The organism is Halogeometricum sp. CBA1124, from assembly GCF_009741955.1.
In the GTDB taxonomy this organism is placed as follows: Archaea; Halobacteriota; Halobacteria; order Halobacteriales; family Haloferacaceae; genus Halogeometricum; species Halogeometricum rufum.
This window is the reverse complement of sequence record NZ_WPCD01000062.1, coordinates 1-16,861: the sequence shown is the minus strand read 5'-3', so window position 1 is coordinate 16,861 and position 16,861 is coordinate 1. Positions and strand designations below refer to the sequence as shown.

14 protein-coding genes and 4 pseudogenes are annotated in these 16,861 nt (G+C 67.8%); 10 read left to right on the top strand and 8 right to left on the bottom strand.

The annotated features are described in order from the left end of the window. From GJ632_RS23485 to GJ632_RS09885, 3 genes and pseudogenes are all read left to right on the top strand, one after another. Positions 1-499 (top strand): annotated as a pseudogene (locus GJ632_RS23485) (hypothetical protein); the annotation flags it as partial. A gap of 113 nt (positions 500-612) precedes the next feature. Then, positions 613-810 (top strand): hypothetical protein, encoded by a 198-nt coding sequence (locus tag GJ632_RS23480; RefSeq protein WP_231751458.1) that lies wholly within the window; start codon positions 613-615, stop codon positions 808-810. A gap of 119 nt (positions 811-929) precedes the next feature. After that, positions 930-1,826 (top strand): hypothetical protein, encoded by an 897-nt coding sequence (locus GJ632_RS09885; RefSeq protein WP_089810630.1) that lies wholly within the window; start codon positions 930-932, stop codon positions 1,824-1,826. Between the two features lie 62 nt (positions 1,827-1,888). On the opposite strand, the gene GJ632_RS09880 is transcribed toward GJ632_RS09885, so the two are convergent. The 5 genes from GJ632_RS09880 to GJ632_RS09860 form a co-directional block, all read right to left on the bottom strand. Continuing rightward, positions 1,889-3,103 carry an AI-2E family transporter gene (locus GJ632_RS09880; RefSeq protein ID WP_089810628.1) on the bottom strand — a complete coding sequence of 405 codons (1,215 nt, stop codon included), beginning with the start codon at positions 3,101-3,103 and terminating at the stop codon, positions 1,889-1,891. Between the two features lie 85 nt (positions 3,104-3,188). Further along, complete coding sequence (locus tag GJ632_RS09875) at positions 3,189-3,800, bottom strand: class I SAM-dependent methyltransferase (protein WP_191452826.1); 612 nt, start codon at positions 3,798-3,800, stop codon at positions 3,189-3,191. A gap of 220 nt (positions 3,801-4,020) precedes the next feature. Beyond that, complete coding sequence (locus GJ632_RS09870) at positions 4,021-5,076, bottom strand: tyrosine-type recombinase/integrase (RefSeq protein WP_191452825.1); 1,056 nt, start codon at positions 5,074-5,076, stop codon at positions 4,021-4,023. After that, positions 5,066-5,488 carry a DUF5805 domain-containing protein gene (locus GJ632_RS09865; RefSeq protein WP_191452824.1) on the bottom strand — a complete coding sequence of 141 codons (423 nt, stop codon included), beginning with the start codon at positions 5,486-5,488 and terminating at the stop codon, positions 5,066-5,068. Before GJ632_RS09865 ends, GJ632_RS09870 begins: the two co-directional genes overlap by 11 nt. 1,553 nt (positions 5,489-7,041) lie before the next feature. Next, complete coding sequence (locus GJ632_RS09860) at positions 7,042-7,749, bottom strand: SOS response-associated peptidase (protein ID WP_191452823.1); 708 nt, start codon at positions 7,747-7,749, stop codon at positions 7,042-7,044. Positions 7,750-7,860: 111 nt separating this feature from the next. Between GJ632_RS09860 and GJ632_RS09855 the strand changes: the two are divergent. The 4 genes and pseudogenes from GJ632_RS09855 to GJ632_RS09840 all read left to right on the top strand — a co-directional run bounded on the left by GJ632_RS09855 (position 7,861) and on the right by GJ632_RS09840 (position 11,019). Next, positions 7,861-8,654 (top strand): annotated as a pseudogene (locus GJ632_RS09855) (ribonuclease H-like domain-containing protein). A gap of 53 nt (positions 8,655-8,707) precedes the next feature. Then, positions 8,708-9,034, top strand: coding sequence for a hypothetical protein (locus GJ632_RS09850; protein WP_191452822.1), 327 nt, complete (start codon positions 8,708-8,710; stop codon positions 9,032-9,034). Positions 9,035-9,122: 88 nt separating this feature from the next. Continuing rightward, on the top strand, positions 9,123-9,770 hold the full coding sequence (locus GJ632_RS09845; RefSeq protein ID WP_191452827.1) for a dolichyl-phosphate hexose transferase: 648 nt from the start codon (positions 9,123-9,125) through the stop codon (positions 9,768-9,770). Between the two features lie 112 nt (positions 9,771-9,882). Next, positions 9,883-11,019, top strand: coding sequence for a DUF3179 domain-containing protein (locus GJ632_RS09840; protein ID WP_191452821.1), 1,137 nt, complete (start codon positions 9,883-9,885; stop codon positions 11,017-11,019). Positions 11,020-11,106: 87 nt separating this feature from the next. On the opposite strand, the gene GJ632_RS09835 is transcribed toward GJ632_RS09840, so the two are convergent. Beyond that, positions 11,107-11,307, bottom strand: coding sequence for a DUF5800 family protein (locus tag GJ632_RS09835; RefSeq protein WP_191452820.1), 201 nt, complete (start codon positions 11,305-11,307; stop codon positions 11,107-11,109). A 99-nt stretch (positions 11,308-11,406) separates the two neighbouring features. Here GJ632_RS09835 and GJ632_RS09830 point away from each other — a divergent pair. The 3 genes and pseudogenes from GJ632_RS09830 (at position 11,407) to GJ632_RS09820 (ending at position 14,605) form a co-directional block, all read left to right on the top strand. Beyond that, positions 11,407-12,259: pseudogene (locus GJ632_RS09830) on the top strand (polymer-forming cytoskeletal protein). Between the two features lie 170 nt (positions 12,260-12,429). Next, positions 12,430-13,338, top strand: a complete 909-nt coding sequence (locus GJ632_RS09825; RefSeq protein ID WP_191452819.1) for a DUF4349 domain-containing protein — start codon at positions 12,430-12,432, stop codon at positions 13,336-13,338. Between the two features lie 92 nt (positions 13,339-13,430). Further along, positions 13,431-14,605 (top strand): annotated as a pseudogene (locus GJ632_RS09820) (redox-regulated ATPase YchF). Between the two features lie 193 nt (positions 14,606-14,798). On the opposite strand, the gene GJ632_RS09815 reads toward GJ632_RS09820, so the two are convergent. After that, a complete protein-coding gene (locus GJ632_RS09815; RefSeq protein WP_191452818.1) occupies positions 14,799-15,098 on the bottom strand; it encodes a hypothetical protein in 300 nt (99 codons plus the stop codon). A 258-nt stretch (positions 15,099-15,356) separates the two neighbouring features. Beyond that, the gene (locus GJ632_RS09810; protein WP_089810597.1) at positions 15,357-16,478 is read right to left on the bottom strand and encodes a pyridoxal phosphate-dependent aminotransferase; all 1,122 of its coding nucleotides are present in this window, start codon (positions 16,476-16,478) and stop codon (positions 15,357-15,359) included. Between the last annotated feature and the right edge of the window lie 383 nt (positions 16,479-16,861).

Here is a 16,861-nt window from a genome sequence, read left to right as displayed (position 1 = left end):
CGCGGACGCCGACGACGCCGACGCGTCGGCGGCCGCCGCGGCCTCCGGGTCAGTCGCCGCCGCACTCGCCGCCGAACTCCGCGCGGGCGACGTACCAGAGGAGGACGTGGAACTCCTCCGCACGGAACTCGACTTCGGCCTGCCGCGGAGCGCCGACGTGCGCATCCGGCGTCTGCAGGCGAAGATGGACGACCTGCAGGCGTACAGCGACGCCCTCGCGGAGTTCATCGACGAGGAGGGGACCGGGCAGGAACTCGTGGACGGCCTCCGACGCGAGGTGGAAGCGCTGGACGAGGAACTCGACACCTTCGGCGACGACCTCGCCGCGGTGGAGGCCGGACTCGACGACGCCGAGAGCGACCGCGCGGACATCCGCGACGACGTCTCGACGCTCGAAGGCGACCTCGCGGCCCTCGACGAACGCGTCGAGGACACCGCACAGCAACTGTCCGACGTGGACGACCGGGCTTCGGAGGCCGTCGCGGGCGCGAGGAACTGAACTCCACGCTCGACGACCGGGTCGAGGCCGTCAACGAGGACATCGAGGAACTGTCCGAGGACCTGAGTCAGACCGCCTCGGCGGCCGCCGGCCTCGACGAGGAACTCGGCGAGGTGCGCGAGGACATCGCCGACCTCGACGGCGAAATCGTCTCCACCCGCGAGTCGCTGGCGGACGACGTGGCCGCGGTCCGTTCGGACCTCGACGAACTCGACGAGGTGAACGCGCGAATCGAGAGCCTCGAAGACGACATCGAGGTGCTGATGCAGTTCCGCGACCGCCTGAACGACGCGTTCGGCCCCGGCGAGTGAGGCGCTGAGAGCGTCCCCGCCGGCGACCGCGTCTCGCCGGACGTGCGTCACAGACCCACAAACCGACAGTATCCGGCCGAAGCGCAACCTGTTTAGTGACGCCGTTCGTGCATCCTACAATGACTGAGACGGTGCGCGTCGCCGTTCCGCGCAAGGGGCGACCGCTGGAAGCCGTGCTCGATCGGTTCGCCGCGAGTGCCGACGCGGCGCAGGTCGCAGACGACATCACCTCGACGCTTCGTCACGAGAAGGCCGTCACCAAGGGCGCGGCGCATCCGGACCACGACGTGTACGACCGCCTCGCGCGTCACTCGGACCTCTCGGACCCCGCGGCTCCCGAGTACACTCTCCTCCGCGACGACCGGGAGGGGATGCCCCGACGCGTCGTCTTCGACAGCGTCACCATCGACGTCGACGGCGTGCCCGTCCAACTCGTCGGCCGCGAGGAACCGTTCCGCGCGCTCAGGACTCACGAGTTCGCACTCGGGTTCGACAGCGCCGACCTCGTTCTCGAAGAGGTCGTCCAACTGGAAGCGGAGGGCGTGGGCTCGCTCGCGGACATCAACGCCCGAATCGACCCGATGGACACCGACGTGCGGGTCGTCTCCGGCCTCGGCGACACCGTCTACCACACGCTGATGGCCACGCCCGAGGTCCTCCCGCCGGGTGCCGACCTCGACCGGGAGTTCGTCGCCGACTACGAGGGTCCGCTCTGCATCTCGCCGCGCTACGAACGCCTCGTGGAGGCCGTCCTCGGGACCCGACCGCTGGAGAACGTCTCCTTCGCCTACCCCGAGGAGGCCGTCGAGGAGGAGGCCGCCATCGCGGACGTGGGTCTCGGCGTCTACCTCACGATGACCGGGTCGACCGCCCGCGACTACGGACTCGTCCTCGGCGAACACCTGTTCCCCTCCGAGACGGTACTGATGGAGAACGCCGCCGAGACGACCGAGACGGCGGAACGCGTCGCCCGCGCCATCACCGGCCCCGACGTCGAGACCGAACTCGTCGTCTGAGTCGGGTCGCGACCGACCGGCCGCGGACGCGGTGGGAACACCCCTTCGAACCGGGTTCCGTTTCAGTTCTCGCTCTCCTCGCCCGTTCGTTCGCCCGCGGCGTCGTCGCTCGGCGTCGCTCCGCCGTCCGGCGCGCCGTCGACGGTGTCGGCTTTCCGCTCGGTCGGGTCCGTGCCGAGGCCCGTGGCGTCCGTCGGTTCCGGCGAGAACGGTCGGCCCCAGACGAGGTCCTCCAGCACGACGTTGGCGAACTGGACGACGACGACGAGGAGTAACGGCCCGAGGAACAGTCCGTACCAGCCGAACAGCGCCGTGCCGAGGATGTAGGCGAACAGCACCGCCCCCTCGTGCATCGTCTGCCCCGAGATGTACGGTCGCACGACCGACTGCGGGAGGACGTCGAGCAGGAGGAAGACGACGACGAGGAACCCGGCGGGGTAGACGAGGAGGCTCCCGTCGGCCTGCACCGCGCGCCAGGCGAGGTATGCCGTCGCGGGCACGTACACCAGCTTTCCGACGACGAGGGGGACGAACGTCGCCATCCCCGTGAGGACGGCCAACAGCGTCGGGAACGGGAGGGTGACCGGCGGCGGTGCGAGGAGGTTGTAGCCGTTGTAGACGACCATCGAACCGAGCGTCACCGCGAGGACGGTGAGGACGTTGCCGAAGTAGACGACTTCCAGGTCGGTGTCGACGCCGGCGAGGTAGGAGTAGGCGGCGGTGTCGCGGCCGCCGACGGTCTCTCGGTACCATCCCTGCAGTCGGTGACCGTCGCGGTAGAGGAAGAACGCCAGCGCGAGTGCCAGCGTCAGGTGGAGCAGTCCGGTCGTCGCCGCGCCGAGTACGCCCGCGAGGGTCTGCAGCACCTGCTGGAACTGCGACGCCTGCCCGAGTTGCTGGACGAACTGCGGGAAGTCCCGAAAGACGCCGGCGAGCGACTGCTGGTCCCCGGGCAGCCGATTCAACAGCAGGGTCACCGTCTGCGAATCGAGCGTCGCGGTGAGTTCTCTGAGCGCGACGAAGCTGGCGTACCCCAGCAACGTCAGCGTCGGTAGGACGATGAACAGGAGCGTGACCGTCGCCGCCACGCCCCGGGAGTCGACGCGTCGCTGGATGCGACGGTTCACCGGCCGCGCCCCGTAGTAGACGAACAGTCCCAAGACGAACGTCCCGACGAACGAGAACAGGAACAGGCCGACGACGCAGGCCAACGCCGCCGCGACGAGCCACCATCCGATTCGTCGCCGTTCGATAGCGGACGCTAATCCGGCGCTCATACCATCGAATCCAGCCACCTCCGCAAATAGCTACTGCCCGACGCGGGTGGACCGGCGGACCGATTCCTGCGCTCGTCGCACCGCCTCACCGCCGGCGAACCCCGACGAAGTAGGCGTCGTTGGTGCTGTACCGCCGTTCGAACGCGGTCCGGTAACTGAACTCGACCGACCACCCGCCCGCCTGTTCGAACCGGCGACGAATCTCCTCGGGCGTGATGCCGTACTCGGTCCGGTCGTCGCCGCGCGCGTCGCCGAGGACGCAGTAGAGACCGCCCCTCTCGACTATCGTCCCGAGGCCGTCGACGAGTCTGTCGCGTTCGTCGTCGCGGAGGACGTGGAACATGGCCGAGTCGAGTACCGTCGCGAACGAGAACCCTCGCTCGGCGAGTCGGCCGAGGTACAACGCGTCCCAGACGAGGAACGCGGCGTCGATGCGCCGCCACCGCGCCTTCTCGCGTGCCCGGGAGACGGCAGACGGCGCGATGTCGATACCGAGCACCTCGTACCCCTGTCGCGCCAGAAACATCGAGAGTTCGCCGGTCCCGCAACCTACGTCGAGGACGGGTGACCTCACGAGTCCGGCCTCGACGAGGTAGACGAACGGTCGCTGCGGCCGTCCGATGTCCCAGTTCGGGACGCTCTGGTAGGCCGAGTCGTAGACGTGAGCGAGGGGTCGAGTCGGTGGGTACGCGCTCATGTCTCTCTCTCCTGAAACCGCGGCGACGAGTCGGTCACGGGTCCGGTGTTCGGTCGCCGGCGACTTAGTCGGTGCCCGACTTCGGCCGTCTCGGGGGTGACGACGCGTGATTCGGTGCAACGCCGCCGCCTCCCGACCACCACACGACGGAGAATTCGACCCTCCAATTCGATATAGCACTATACGATTTACGAGTCCGAGAACAGACGCGCGAGGAACGTCAGAGGAGCGAGTAGATGTTGCGTTCGTACGTCTCTCGGACCCGGTCACCCCAGTTGTGGGTGTAGGTGTCGATGATGTCGCCGCCGACGTCGCCGCGGAGGTACTTCACGATGCCGCGGTCACCGGTTCGGTCGCGCAGGTGGGTCGTGAAGAAGTGCCGGAAGTAGTGCGGCGTGACGTTCTCCTCGCTGTCGGCGCCGGCGCGGTGCCACCCGCGTTCGGCCGCGTGGCGTTCGACGAGGTGGTGGACCATGTCGGTCGTCAACCGGTCGCCCCAACTGCCCGACGTACTGACGAAGAGCGGGTTCGCGGGGGAGGTGACGTCCGGTCTGACGGCCAACCACCGGGTGAGGACGGTCGTTAACTCCTCGTCGACGGGGACGACGGTGGACCGCTTGCGCTTGTTCGACGCCGTCCGGCGTTCGCCGTTCGTCGTCGCTCCCGCCGACGGTTCCACCGAGATGTACAGCGACGGCCCGCGGCCGTCGAGTTGCGCCCGGTTGGATACATCACCCAGCGGTGTATCGTCCGCGAGGACGACGTCGCGACAGTCGAGGTTGCACAGTTCGCCGACGCGCATCCCCGTCTTGAGGAGGGTGAACATCACCGCGTGGTCCAGCGGATGGTGCACCTCGCGGAGGAACGCGCGCATCTCGGCGACGGAGATTTCGCGCCGCGAGGGGTTCGTGTCTATCTGCTCGTCCATCTCCTCCATGACCAGGGTCATCGGGTTGGCCTCGAAGGCACCGACCTGCGTCATGTAGGCGTAGAACCGGTGGAGGTAGGAGGCGTACGTGGCGACGGTGCTGTCGGCGGCGTCGGCCTGTCGGAGCGAGTGAATCCACGCCATGCAGTCGCGATGAGACGCCGCCGAGACGGCTTTCTCGGCGTCCATCGGGTTCGCCTCCGGGTCCGCGAGGAACGCCTCGAAGCGCCGCAGAACGCGCTCGTAGGCGTCTCTCGTTCGCTCCGTCTTCCCGTGGTACGTCATGTCCTGCAGGAAGTACGCGACGGGGTCCTCGACCACCTCGCCGTCGGCCGTCTCAACGGCCATCGTCGCCCTCGAACGCGCCCGGCGCGAGCGCGTACCCGCCGTGCCGGCCGCTGTACTGCACCCGGTTCGCCGCCTGCAGGTCCTGTAGCGTCTCGTCGAGTCTGTCCTCGATGTCGTCGGTCAACGCGTCGAGGAGTTCGTCCCACGACCGGTGGTCCGCCGCCGAGAGGGCGTCGAGGACCCGTCCCTCGAACTCGCTGCCGCCACCCCCGTCGTCGTCGCTGGCCTCCTCGTCGGCGTGCGTTCGATCCGGTATCTCGAAGTCGCTGCGGCCCGCCTGCACCATCGTCCTGACGAACTCGCTCTGACTCATTCCGAGTCGTTCGGCGTGAGTCTTCCACTGCTCTTTCTGATACGCGGGAACGTACGTCATCACCGTCTTTCGCTCCGTCTCCTCGGTGTCGTCAGTCATACTCTGTTGTGTTGGTCGGTTTTCTCTCCGTCATCGGTGGCTAGCTCCCGTTCGAGATACGCTTCGAAGACTCTCGGGACTTTCGCTCGCAGTGGGCGTGACACGACTCACAGAGGGGTACCAAACGGGGAAAGCTGATTCGCCTTCCCGCTCCGAGTCGTAACTTCGAGGACACACCGAGAGAGGACATTCGTGTTCTCTAGCAGTCACGTTCTGACGTATTCGCGGATCGAGGGTCGATCGAGTCACTCCGACTCGAACACATACATGGAGCAATATAAATCCACTTATATTGCTCTGCACTGGTGAATTCTTTCACATTATCTGTGTCTATGACCGCCTATCGGTCCCAGACTTAGTACATACACAAATAACCTTTCTGCCCTCCATCTCGGCCGACCTTCCGGTTCTCGACACGGAGGATGTCCTGAGAGACGGCGACCCTACCAGAAACGTAGCAGACCGTGGACAGTTTTCGCGTTCGCAGACAGAATACAATACAGCATTTATCTTCGTGAATTTATATTGGCTGGAGCTGCCTATTCACCCTGTCTACCCCAGGGGTTGCGCCCCTGAAACACCCCTCCAGAAAACGGTGTATTTTGCCTGTATTCGATATACGTCGCCGAGGGTCGGACGAATTCTGCCCGCGTTCGCGTCGCCTCCGCGAGAGGATTCAGTCGGTCGAAGCGAGGTGACTGGCTCCCGCGTGGCGGGCGAACGGCGGCCGAACGTCGTCGGCATCACGAAGACCGACCGACCGCCACCGAAGTCGGACGGCCGCGAAGTCTCTCGCACTGACCGGTCGACCCGACGAGGGACGGCCGAACGAAGGTTCGTTCGAGGTGGACGACTCAGACCGATGACGATGTCGCGGGTAGCGACCTCGTATCGGGTTCCGGGACGGTTCGAACTCGACCGCTACGCCGTCGTGTCGGCCGTCGTCGACCCGCGTCTGTTCGGACGGGTCGACTCCGCCGAGGGCGGAATCCGCGCGATGTGCGGACCGGACAGCGAACGCGGGGACGACGGCCGCGGCGGCGGACACGAGGAGGCGCGATTACGGACTCCCGCGCTTCGGGCCTCCTCGTCGGGCGCTCTTTCGTCGGATTCGTCGCTGCAGGTGTCCTCGGTTACAGGAGGTCCGTCTCTTCGCCGGGTCTGCGCGCGTTCCACTCGCACCCACGCCGTTCGGTGGTGACGGCCGTCCCTCTCGCCTCCTCCATCTCTGTCCGCCATACTGCTTCCAGTCGTGTCCGGGGTCGGCATCACTTCGTTCGGGGCTCGCGGTCGAAACCCATCACACACAGTCGGTGTCTCCGCAGGTGGTCGCGGCGCGGTCCGCTCGGGACTCTTCGACATCCCTCTCGCCGCGTAAACGACGACCCGTGATATCGAACGAGCGAGTGTGGTTGCTCGAACAAGGGGTGCTACCACACGACATGCGTCCGTGTCCGCGAGCGGACTTCTAAACTACATGCCGCTATACACAATACGTTCCAAAATACGTCCTCTCGAAGGCGACACGAGTGGGAGAGCGCACCTCCGCGGATTCAGCGTTCCACGGGTTCGACGACGCTCGAATCGTCGTTCGCGGGACTGTTGACGCGCGTCGAGACGGGATACGCGCGCATCTCGTCGTCGGGGTACGTGTCGAGGAGTGCCGCGGCGTCGTCGCCGTCGCCGTGAAGCCACGTCTCCTCCTCGTCCGGCGCGAGGATGACGGACATCCGGCCGTGCAGGTCGGAGACGAGTTCGTTCGGTTCGGCCGTGACGACGGTGAACGTCTCCAGCGTCTCCGCCTCCGCGTCGGCCGCCCCGCCGCCCGCGAAGTCACCGAGTCCGGTCTGCGTCTGCGGCGGCTTCCGCCGCTCCCACAGGCCGGCCATCGCGAACGGGCGGTCGTCCTCGAACGCGACGCGGTAGGGTTGCTTACCGCCCTCGGTCTGGACCCACTCGTAGAACCCGTCGGCGGGCACGAGACACCGGCGACGCTCGAACGCCTCGCGGAAACTCAGCTTCTCCCGCACCGTCTCCGCACGCGCGTTGATGAGGTTACCGCCGACTTTCCGGTCGTCCGCCCACGGGGGGACGAGCCCCCACTTGAGGGATCGAAACGCCCCCGGGTCGTCGTTCGTCACGACCGGGAGTCGCTGCCCGGGCGCGCAGTTGTACCGCGGTTCCGGCGACGTCCCGAACGTCGCGTCGAACCGCTCTTCGAGTTCCTCGCGCGGGGTGAACAGACTGTACCGGCCACACATGCCGGTCGATAGGCGTGCCGTGGACAAAACGCTGCGGCACGCGCGTCCGTCGTCCAGTCTCGGGGACGCGCACTCGAAGGCTTTAGGCGTCGGCGTACCTCCCTCCGCTACATGCGCATCGAGAACAGCTTCATCCCCGTCCGCGGCGTGGGCGAACGGACGGAGCGGTCCCTGTGGGAGGCGGGCGTCCTCACGTGGGACGCGTTCGACCCCTCGGCCGCCCCCGTCGGCGAGACGACGGGGCGGCGTATCGAGACGTTCGTCGCCGACGCTCTCGAACGACTCGACGACGGCGACGCCGGCTACTTCGGCGAGGTGTTCCCCTCCGGAGAGCGCTGGCGACTCTACGAGACTTCCGCGAGGAGACCTGTTTCTTCGACATCGAGACGACCGGACTCGACGCCGCGCGAAACGACGTCACCACCGTGTCGTTCCACCAGGGCGGCGAGACGACGACGCTCGTCCGCGGTCACGACCTGACCGCGGAGGCCCTCCGCGAACAGTTCGCCGACGCCGCCCTCGTCGCGTCGTTCAACGGCAAGCGCTTCGACGTTCCCTTCCTGGAGGACAACTTCGACGTCTCCGTCGACGCCCCCCACGTCGACCTGATGTACCCCTGCCGCCGTCTCGACCTGACGGGCGGGCTGAAAGCCATCGAGCGAGCGGTCGGCATCGACCGCGACCGACCGGACCTCTCGGGCCGCGACGCGGTCCGCCTGTGGCACCGGTACGAACGCGACGGCGACGAGGACGCCCTCGACACCCTCGTCTCGTACAACCGCGACGACACGGCCAACCTGTCGAACCTGATGGACGTGGTCGTCGAGTCGCTCCACGAGGACTCGCTGGGTCAGTTCGTGGACGGGGCGGCGGACCGACCCGCCGGGTCCGTCTCGGAGGAGTGACGCGGCGAACGGGAGGCGAGACTCTTTTGTACCGTCCGCGATAGGCGGCGGACATGACCGACGACGCGGACGCCGACGAGGTAGTCGACCCCGACGGGGAGTCCGAGACGGGCGAGAAGGCCCCCGCGGCCGACGGGGACGCGGACGCCGACACAGAACCCGTCGACGGCGAGGACGAGGCGGACGCCGACCTGAACAACGGCTACGACGACACCGTGCCGAACGTCGAACTCGGTCTCTACCAACTCTCGGTTCGGGTGAGCGGCCGGTCCGACGACGACCTGAAGACGGTCGAAGACTCCGCCAAGCGCCTCATGGACTACCTCATCGACCGCGCGGCGGAACTCGAAGAGCGTCCGGACGACCGCGGCCTGAGCTAGACTTTTTGGCGAACCTAACTCTCAAATAGGCGGCCACGAAATCCCGACTGTGACCGAGCAGTTCACTTTCGACGACGTGGCAGTCGTCATGGGAACGTACAACGAGGAACAGGCCATCGGACCGGTGCTGGCCGACATCGACCGGGTCACGGACGGCCGGGCCGAAGTCGTCTGCGTCGACGGTTCCGACGACCGGACGCCGGAAATCGCGCGGAAGATGGGCGCGACGGTCATCGAGCAGGAACCGCAGGGCTACGGCGTCGCCGTCCGCGAGGCGGTGTTGACGCCGGACCGCCCCGTCGTCGTCACCACCGACTGCGACGACACCTACCCGATGGAGATGCTGCCGGAGTTCCTCGAACGAATCAACGAGGGGTACGACGTGGTCTCGGGCGACCGAATCTCGCCCGGCGCGGCCGCGATGCCGACGCTGAACCGCTACGGCAACGCCGCGTTCGCCCTCATCGCCTCGCTCCTGATGGGTCGCCGCGTCCATGACACTACCACGGGCATGCGCGCGTACCGCCGCGAACTCCTGCACGACATCGAGTGGACGGAGAACACCGGGCTCTCGGCCGAACTCCTCGTCCGCCCCCTGATGCGCGACTATCGGATCACCGAAGTTCCGATTCCCTACCGCGAACGCGCGGGCGAGACCAAACTCGACCCGTTCCGCGGCGGCGCGGAGATAGCCGCCTCCATCGTGACGGTCTGTCTGGAAGAGCGCCTTCGCTGACCGGAGGACCGGTCTCTCCGCCGACGCCGACGATTTTCCCGCGAGAACCGGCTGTGCCCTCGTCTCACCCGACCCCCGTATCCTCATACGTCGTGGCGTGCCAGTCTCTGGCATGAACCGTCGCCGTTTCGTCGCAGCGCTCGGAACGACCGCCAGCGTCGGCGTCGCGGGCTGTCTCGGCACGTCCGGCGGGGCGTCCGCACCCACCGACGGGTTCGAAACTACCGACGCGGACGGCGACGTGAACCCCGTCGCGTTCGGCAACGTCTCGCTGCCGGTGTCGGAGGACGAACTGAACCGGGGCGCGCGGCAGGACGGTATCCCGGCCATCGTCGACCCGGAGTTCGGTTCCGACTGGTCGGACGTGGACGCGACGCTCGACGACGTCGAACCCGTCGTCGGCGTCGAACTCGGCGGCGAGGCACGGGCGTACCCGCTCGCGGTCCTGAACTGGCACGAAATAGTCAACGACGCGTTCGACCGACCGATTCTCGTCACCTACTGTCCGCTCTGCGGGAGCGCCGTCGTCGCCGAACGGGTCGTCGCGGGCGACACGCGGACGTTCGGCGTCTCGGGCTACCTCTGGCACTCCGACCTCGTGATGTACGACCGCGAGTCCGACTCGCTGTGGAGTCAGGTGCTGGCGACGGCCATTCGCGGCCCTCTCACGGGGACGGAACTGGACCTCCTCCCGGCGACGACCACCTCGTGGGGGGAGTGGCGCGCGTCCCACCCCGACACGTCGGTGCTCCTCCCTCCGCCCCTCTCCGACACCGTCACCGGCCGGGTGACCCGCGACTACGACCGCGACCCGTACCGCGGTTACGACGCCTCCTCGCGGATCGGAATCGGCTACAACGACGACGTCGACGACCGACTCCACCCCAAGACGCGCGTCCTCGGCGTCGCCCACGGCGGCGAGGCGGTGGCCTACCCGCTCTCGGCAGTCTCCGAGACGCCCCTCGTCACCGACGACGTGGGCGGACTCCCCGTCGTCGTCGCCGCGACGACGGGCGGGACGCTGGTCGCCTACGACCGCCGGGTCGACGGGTCGGCGCTCTCGTTCGACCGCGAGTCGGGAACCGACGTGCTCGCGGCCGGCGGGTCGCGGTGGAACCTCCTCACCGGCCGCGCGACGGACGGCCCGCACGCGGGAACGACGCTGACGCGGGCGAACGACCGGTCGCCGATGTTCTGGTTCGCGTGGGCGGAGTTCTTCCCCGATACCGCAATCTACGGCCGGGCGTGAGTCGCCGTCCGCGGCGCGCCCGTCGTCTCGCCGCCGGTGCGGCCTCGGCGGACGGCGGGTGGGTTCGGGCGGCGTCGGCGGCGCGGTTCAAGCGCGTATGATGTCGCCGATGCGACGCGGTTCGCCGCTGAGCGCGGGGTTTTTCTCGACTATCTTCAGCACCTCGTGGTCCGTCACGTCGGGGTAGGACTTCCCCGTCGCGTCCTCGATGAGCGACTTCTCCAGGCGGAACTCGGTCCCCTCGTACTCGACGTCCACGCCCTTGTCGTCGAACGACAGAACAGTCATGAGGACGGATAGTCCGGCGAGGTACAAAAACGCGCCGTCCGTCGCGTCAGACGCCTGTCTTGCGAGGTGCTTATAATGGAGGACGCATCACAGGGGAGTGTGTCACTCGGCTCGGACCCGCTCGACGCGCTCGAAATTCCGGACGGAACCACCGTCGAAGAGCACGATTTGGTGACCGACGGCGACGTCATCGTCGGGGGACAGAGCACCGTCGAGTTCGGGGTCCGCGGCCGGAACGTCTTCGCCGGCGAACGCGTCCAGTTCGGCGGCGACATCGAGGCCGAGGGCGACTGCCGCCTCGACGTCTGGTGCGACGTGGCCGGCAACGTCCTCGTCGGACAGGACGCGTACCTCGGCGAACGCGTCCACGTCGGCGGCCGCCTGATGGTCTCGGGCGACCTGGACATCGGCGACGACGTGGACATCGAGGAGGGGTTCGAGGCCAGCGGCTGGATCGTCATTCGGAACCCGGTGCCGACGCTCGTCTTCTACTTCATCGTCCTCTCGCAACTGCTCCGACTGGGCGAGAACGAGGCGGCCGACGAACTCGCGGAGTCGCTGACGGGCGACAGCGAGATTGACCCACTCGTCGTCCCGCGCGGGTCGACCGTCTCCGACGACGCGTGGCGGGCGTCGACCCCCGCCCACGTCGGCGACGACTGCCGCCTGCACGGCAACCTGCGCGCGGAGTCCATCACCGTCGGCGAGGACAACAACATCTTCGGCAGTCTCCGCGCCCGCGGCGACATCACCGTCGGCCCCGGCACCAGAATCCACGGCGACGTGACGACGCGGAACGGCACCGTCACCATCGAGGGCGACGCGCGCATCCTCGGCGACGTCTCCTGTTCGGAACTCGAACTCCACGAGAACGCCGCCGTCGACGGGACGGATGCGGGCGAAGGGCGACATGCGCATCGTCCGCGCCGACGTGTCCCGCGACGCGGAGTGAGGCGGGCCGTATCGTCGTTCCCCGACACGGCGAGACCACAGGCCGTGTCGTCGTCTCCCGACACGGCGAGACCGCAGGCCGTGTCGTCGTCTCCCGACCCGAGCTAAGCTCAAACGGTCACTTGTCCAAACGGCAACTCTTTTTCACGCGTCGCCGTACGCTCCGGCAGAATGTCACAGAGACGAACGCTCCTCCTCGTCGCCGTCGTTGCACTCGTCGCCCTCGCCGGGTGCAACGGTGCGGGGAACGCCGGCGGCAGCGCCGATATGGAACGGGCAGACGGCGGCGCGGCCGTGTCGGCGACCGCCGCTCCCGAGGCGACGTCCTCGGGGGGGTCCGGCGGGTCCGGCGGCGACGCTTCCGTGCAGGCGAACGTCCAGAACCGCGCGCTGATCAAGACCGGCACCGTCCGCGTCGAAGTCGACGACTTCCAGCGGTCGAAGTCGAACCTGACCGCGGCCGTCGCGGGCTACGGCGGGTTCGTCTCCGACACGACGCAGGAGCGTCACGGCGTCGGCAACGAGACGTACACGACGGGCCGACTCGTCCTGCGCGTCCCCGCCGAAGACTTCGACGCTCTCGTCGAGGACGCGAAGGCCGAGGGCGACGTGGAAGTCGTCCAGACGAACACCGAGGACGTCACCGACCGCCTCGTGGACCTCGAAGCGCGACTGGAGAACCTCCGCGCGCAACGCGACCAACTCCGTGACCTGTACGAACAGGCGAACACCACGGAGGACGTGCTGGCCGTCCAGCGGGAACTCTCCGACGTGCAGGGCGAGATCGAGCGACTGGAGGCGCAGAAGCAGTCGCTGGAGGACCGCGTCGCCTACTCCACGCTGACGGTCGAACTGCGCGAACCCCGGCCGACGCCGAACCGGGTCGCCCCCGACCGCTGGTACGACACGCCCGTCCTCTCGGCGTTCCTGCAGTCCGTCGACGGCGTCGTCGTCGTCGCCCGCGCCCTCGTCGTCGGCGTCGCGTACGCTCTCCCGTACGTCCTCGCGTTCGTCCTCCCAGTCGCCCTCGTCGGCGGCGTGGCGTACCGCTACCGAGAGCGCTGGCTCCCGCACCAGTAGCGTCCACCGCGCTCTTCGGCGACCGAACTCCCGCCCGGTCCGCCACCTGTTTCGACCGAAAGGATGTTCCGGCAGTCGGTCCTCTTTCGACCATGCTCTCTATCGCTCTCGCGGGCAAGCCCAACGCGGGCAAGTCCACCTTCTACAGGGCGGCGACGATGGCCGACGTGGACGTGGGCAACTACCCGTTCACCACCATCGACCCGAACCGCGGCGTGAGTTACGCTCGGACGCGATGCCCCTGCCTCGACAGGGACGAACGGTGCGGCAACTGCGAGGGGGGCGTCCGCTACGTCGGCGTCGAGTTGTTGGACGTGGCCGGACTCGTCCCCGGGGCCCACGAGGGCCGGGGACTGGGCAACCAGTTCCTCGACGCCCTCACGAACGCGGACGCATCCTCGCCGTCGTCGACGCCTCCGGCGGGACGAACGAGGAGGGCGAACCCGTCGAGGTGGGGACGTACGACCCCGTCGAGGAGGCCGACTTCGTCGAGGAGGAGCTAGAGCAGTGGCTCGCGGGCATCATCGAGGGCAACTGGGAGTCCGTCGTCCGCAAGTCCCGGTCGCCGGACTTCGACATCGACGAGGCTCTCGCGGAGATGCTGACGGGGTTCGGCGCGACGGAGTACGACGTGGCCGCCTCGCTCCGGTCGCTGGAGTACCCCGACGACCCCCAGCAGTGGACCGACGAGGACCGGGTGGCACTCGCGCGTGACGTGCGTGCACGGACGAAACCCATCGTCCTCGTCGCGAACAAGGCGGACGTCGCGCCGGAGGAGAACCTCGAACGCCTGCGCGAGTCGGACAAACCCGTCGTCGCCGCCACCGCGGACGGCGAACTCGCCCTGCGCCGCGCCGCGGAGGCGGGCGTCGTCGACTACCTGCCCGGCGACGACGACTTCGACATCGTCGGCGACGTCTCCGACGCGCAGGCGGACGGCCTGGAGAAGATTCGAACGGTCGTCGAGGAAAACGGCGGGACGGGCGTGCAAGAGGCCATCGACACCGCCGTCTACGACGTTCTCGACATGGTGACGGCCTACCCGGTGCAGAACGAGACGAAGTGGACCGACGGCGCGGGCGAGATGCTCCCCGACGCCTTCCTCCTCGAACGCGGGTCGACGCCGAAGGACCTCGCCTACGCCGTCCACTCGGATATCGGCGACGGCTACCTGCACGCCGTCGACGCGCGGTCCGCCCGTCGCATCTCCGAGAGCCACGAACTGGAGGAGGGCGACGTGATAAAGATAGTCAGCACCGCGAACTGAGGGCGAACGGTGCGCGGGAGTCGCCCGCGTCGACACCAACGCGGAGGCGACGACGCCGAGCGCAGTCGCTGGGCGGTCACCGTCACGGAAAACCGGGCCGAGTCGAGGACCTACGTGTCCATGGCAGAGTCCTGCGTACGCCCCGGCTACGCGCTATTTCGCGTCGATGGCGTATAAGTGTACCTCGACGCCCTCAGTCCGAGAAGACGGGCGAGGCGGTGACGGCGTCACCACGGCGACGCGTGACCGTTCCGGCCTCGTGGTCGAACGTCACGAAACCGGCCTCGTCGAGTTTGGGGAGGTCGACGTGGTGGAGGCGGACGAGTTCGCTCTCGCGTTCTTCCTCGCTCACTTCGGTGCGAGGCGTGCCGTCCCGGGCGGCGACGACGTCGACCGCCAGTGATTCGATGTCGACGGCGGTGTAGTAGTCGTCGAGGCAGGACAGCACGGTGCGTCGGTCGGAGTCAGCGAGGGTTGCGATTGTGTCGGTCATCTCGTGGTGGTCGGCGACGGGGTTGGGCCCCGTCTGCCATCACCTGTACGGAACGGTGGTTCGCGCATCAGTGTACGGCCTAACCTGTTAGGGATCGTTCTCTCCCTAGGGACACTCTCCCGACTGTGGTAATTTGGGACAACTTTCACCGTAAAACGAACGACGCGTTTTGATTCAGATTAATCCCGTCGTCGAGCGACCCGGCAGGGGCCCCGCAGGCGGCGATTATGCGGATGCTATCACCGGCCGACAGTGCGCTCAGACGACGGCGTCGTACGCGTCGGCCATGACGTCCAGCGCTTCGCGGAGGGAGTCCTCGTCGGTGGCGTACGACAGGCGGGCGTAGCCCTCGCCGTTCGCGCCGAAGGCGTCGCCGGGGACGACGATGACGCCGCGTTCGAGACACGCGTCCACGAAGCCCTCGGGCACCTCGGGCATCGCGTAGAACGCGCCCTTCGGCGTCGGCACCGTCAGGCCGATGTCTTCGAGACCCTCGACGACGAGGTCGCGGCGTCGACGGAACGACTCGGTCATCTCGCCGACGATGTCCTGCGGGCCGGTCAGCGCCGCCTCGGCGGCGAACTGCGACGGCGCGGCGGCGCACGCCTGCGCGTACTGGTGAACCCGGACCATGCGTTCGACCCGCCGGGAGGAGCCGTACACCCATCCCAGTCGCCACCCGGTCATCGAGTAGAGCTTCGACGCGGAGTTGACCACGACGACGTTGTCCGTCTCGGCGAACTCGGCGGGCGAGCGGAACTCGCCGTCGAACACGGTGTACTCGTACACCTCGTCGGAGACGCAGAGCACGTCGTGTTCGTCGGCGATGCGGGCGAACTCGCGGACGTCCTCCGGCGGCGACACCGCGCCCGTCGGGTTGCCCGGACTGTTGACGACGAACGCCGCGGTGTCGTCGGTGATGGCCTCCTCGACGGCGGCGGGGTCGAGCGTCAGGTCGTCGCGGAGGGGGACCGGAACGGGCGTCCCGCCCGCCAGTGTCGTCAGCGCGTCGTAGGAGACGAACCCGGGGTCGGGGATGATGACCTCGTCGCCGGGGTCCACGTGCGCCTCCATCACGATGTGGAGGGCCTCGGAACCGCCGGCGGTGGCGATGACGTCGTCGGGGTGGAGGTCGATTCCCTGGTCGCGTTCGTGCTTGGCAGCGATGGCCTCCCGGAGCGACAGCATCCCCTTGTTCTCGGTGTAGGCGTCCGCGCGGCCGTCCCGGATGGCCTCGATGGCGGCCTGCCGGGCGTGTTCGGGCGCGGCGAAGTCGGGTTGGCCGAGGCCGAGGTTTATGGCACCCTCGCCGGCGGCCTCGAACACCTCGCGGATTCCGCTTATCGACACCTTCTCGATTCGGTCTGAGAACTCCGACATACTCTCTCCCGCGTCGCCCGCCGGGATAGTTCTTCCCTCACACGATTCGTCCGGGTCGCCCGAGTACCGGCAACGTCGGCTGCTACGTGTGACGCGCGGGATTCGTCGCTCTCCGCGCCGCGTCGGCCCAGCGGTGACGACACCGCGATATCGCCGCTTCGGTTCCGACTCGTCTCGACACAACTCCGGCCGCCGTCGCGCACTGAAAGGGCGTGCGGACCGTAGCGGTGGCAACTGGGGACCCGAACGCATGGCCACACAGGACACGCACGTCGACCCGGCACAGTTCCTTGCCAACCTCCGCGCGTTCCGCTACCGCGAGGTGACGATGGCGCTCGCGGCACTCGCCGTCCTCGCGGGCGCCGTCGTCCTCTTCCCCGGCG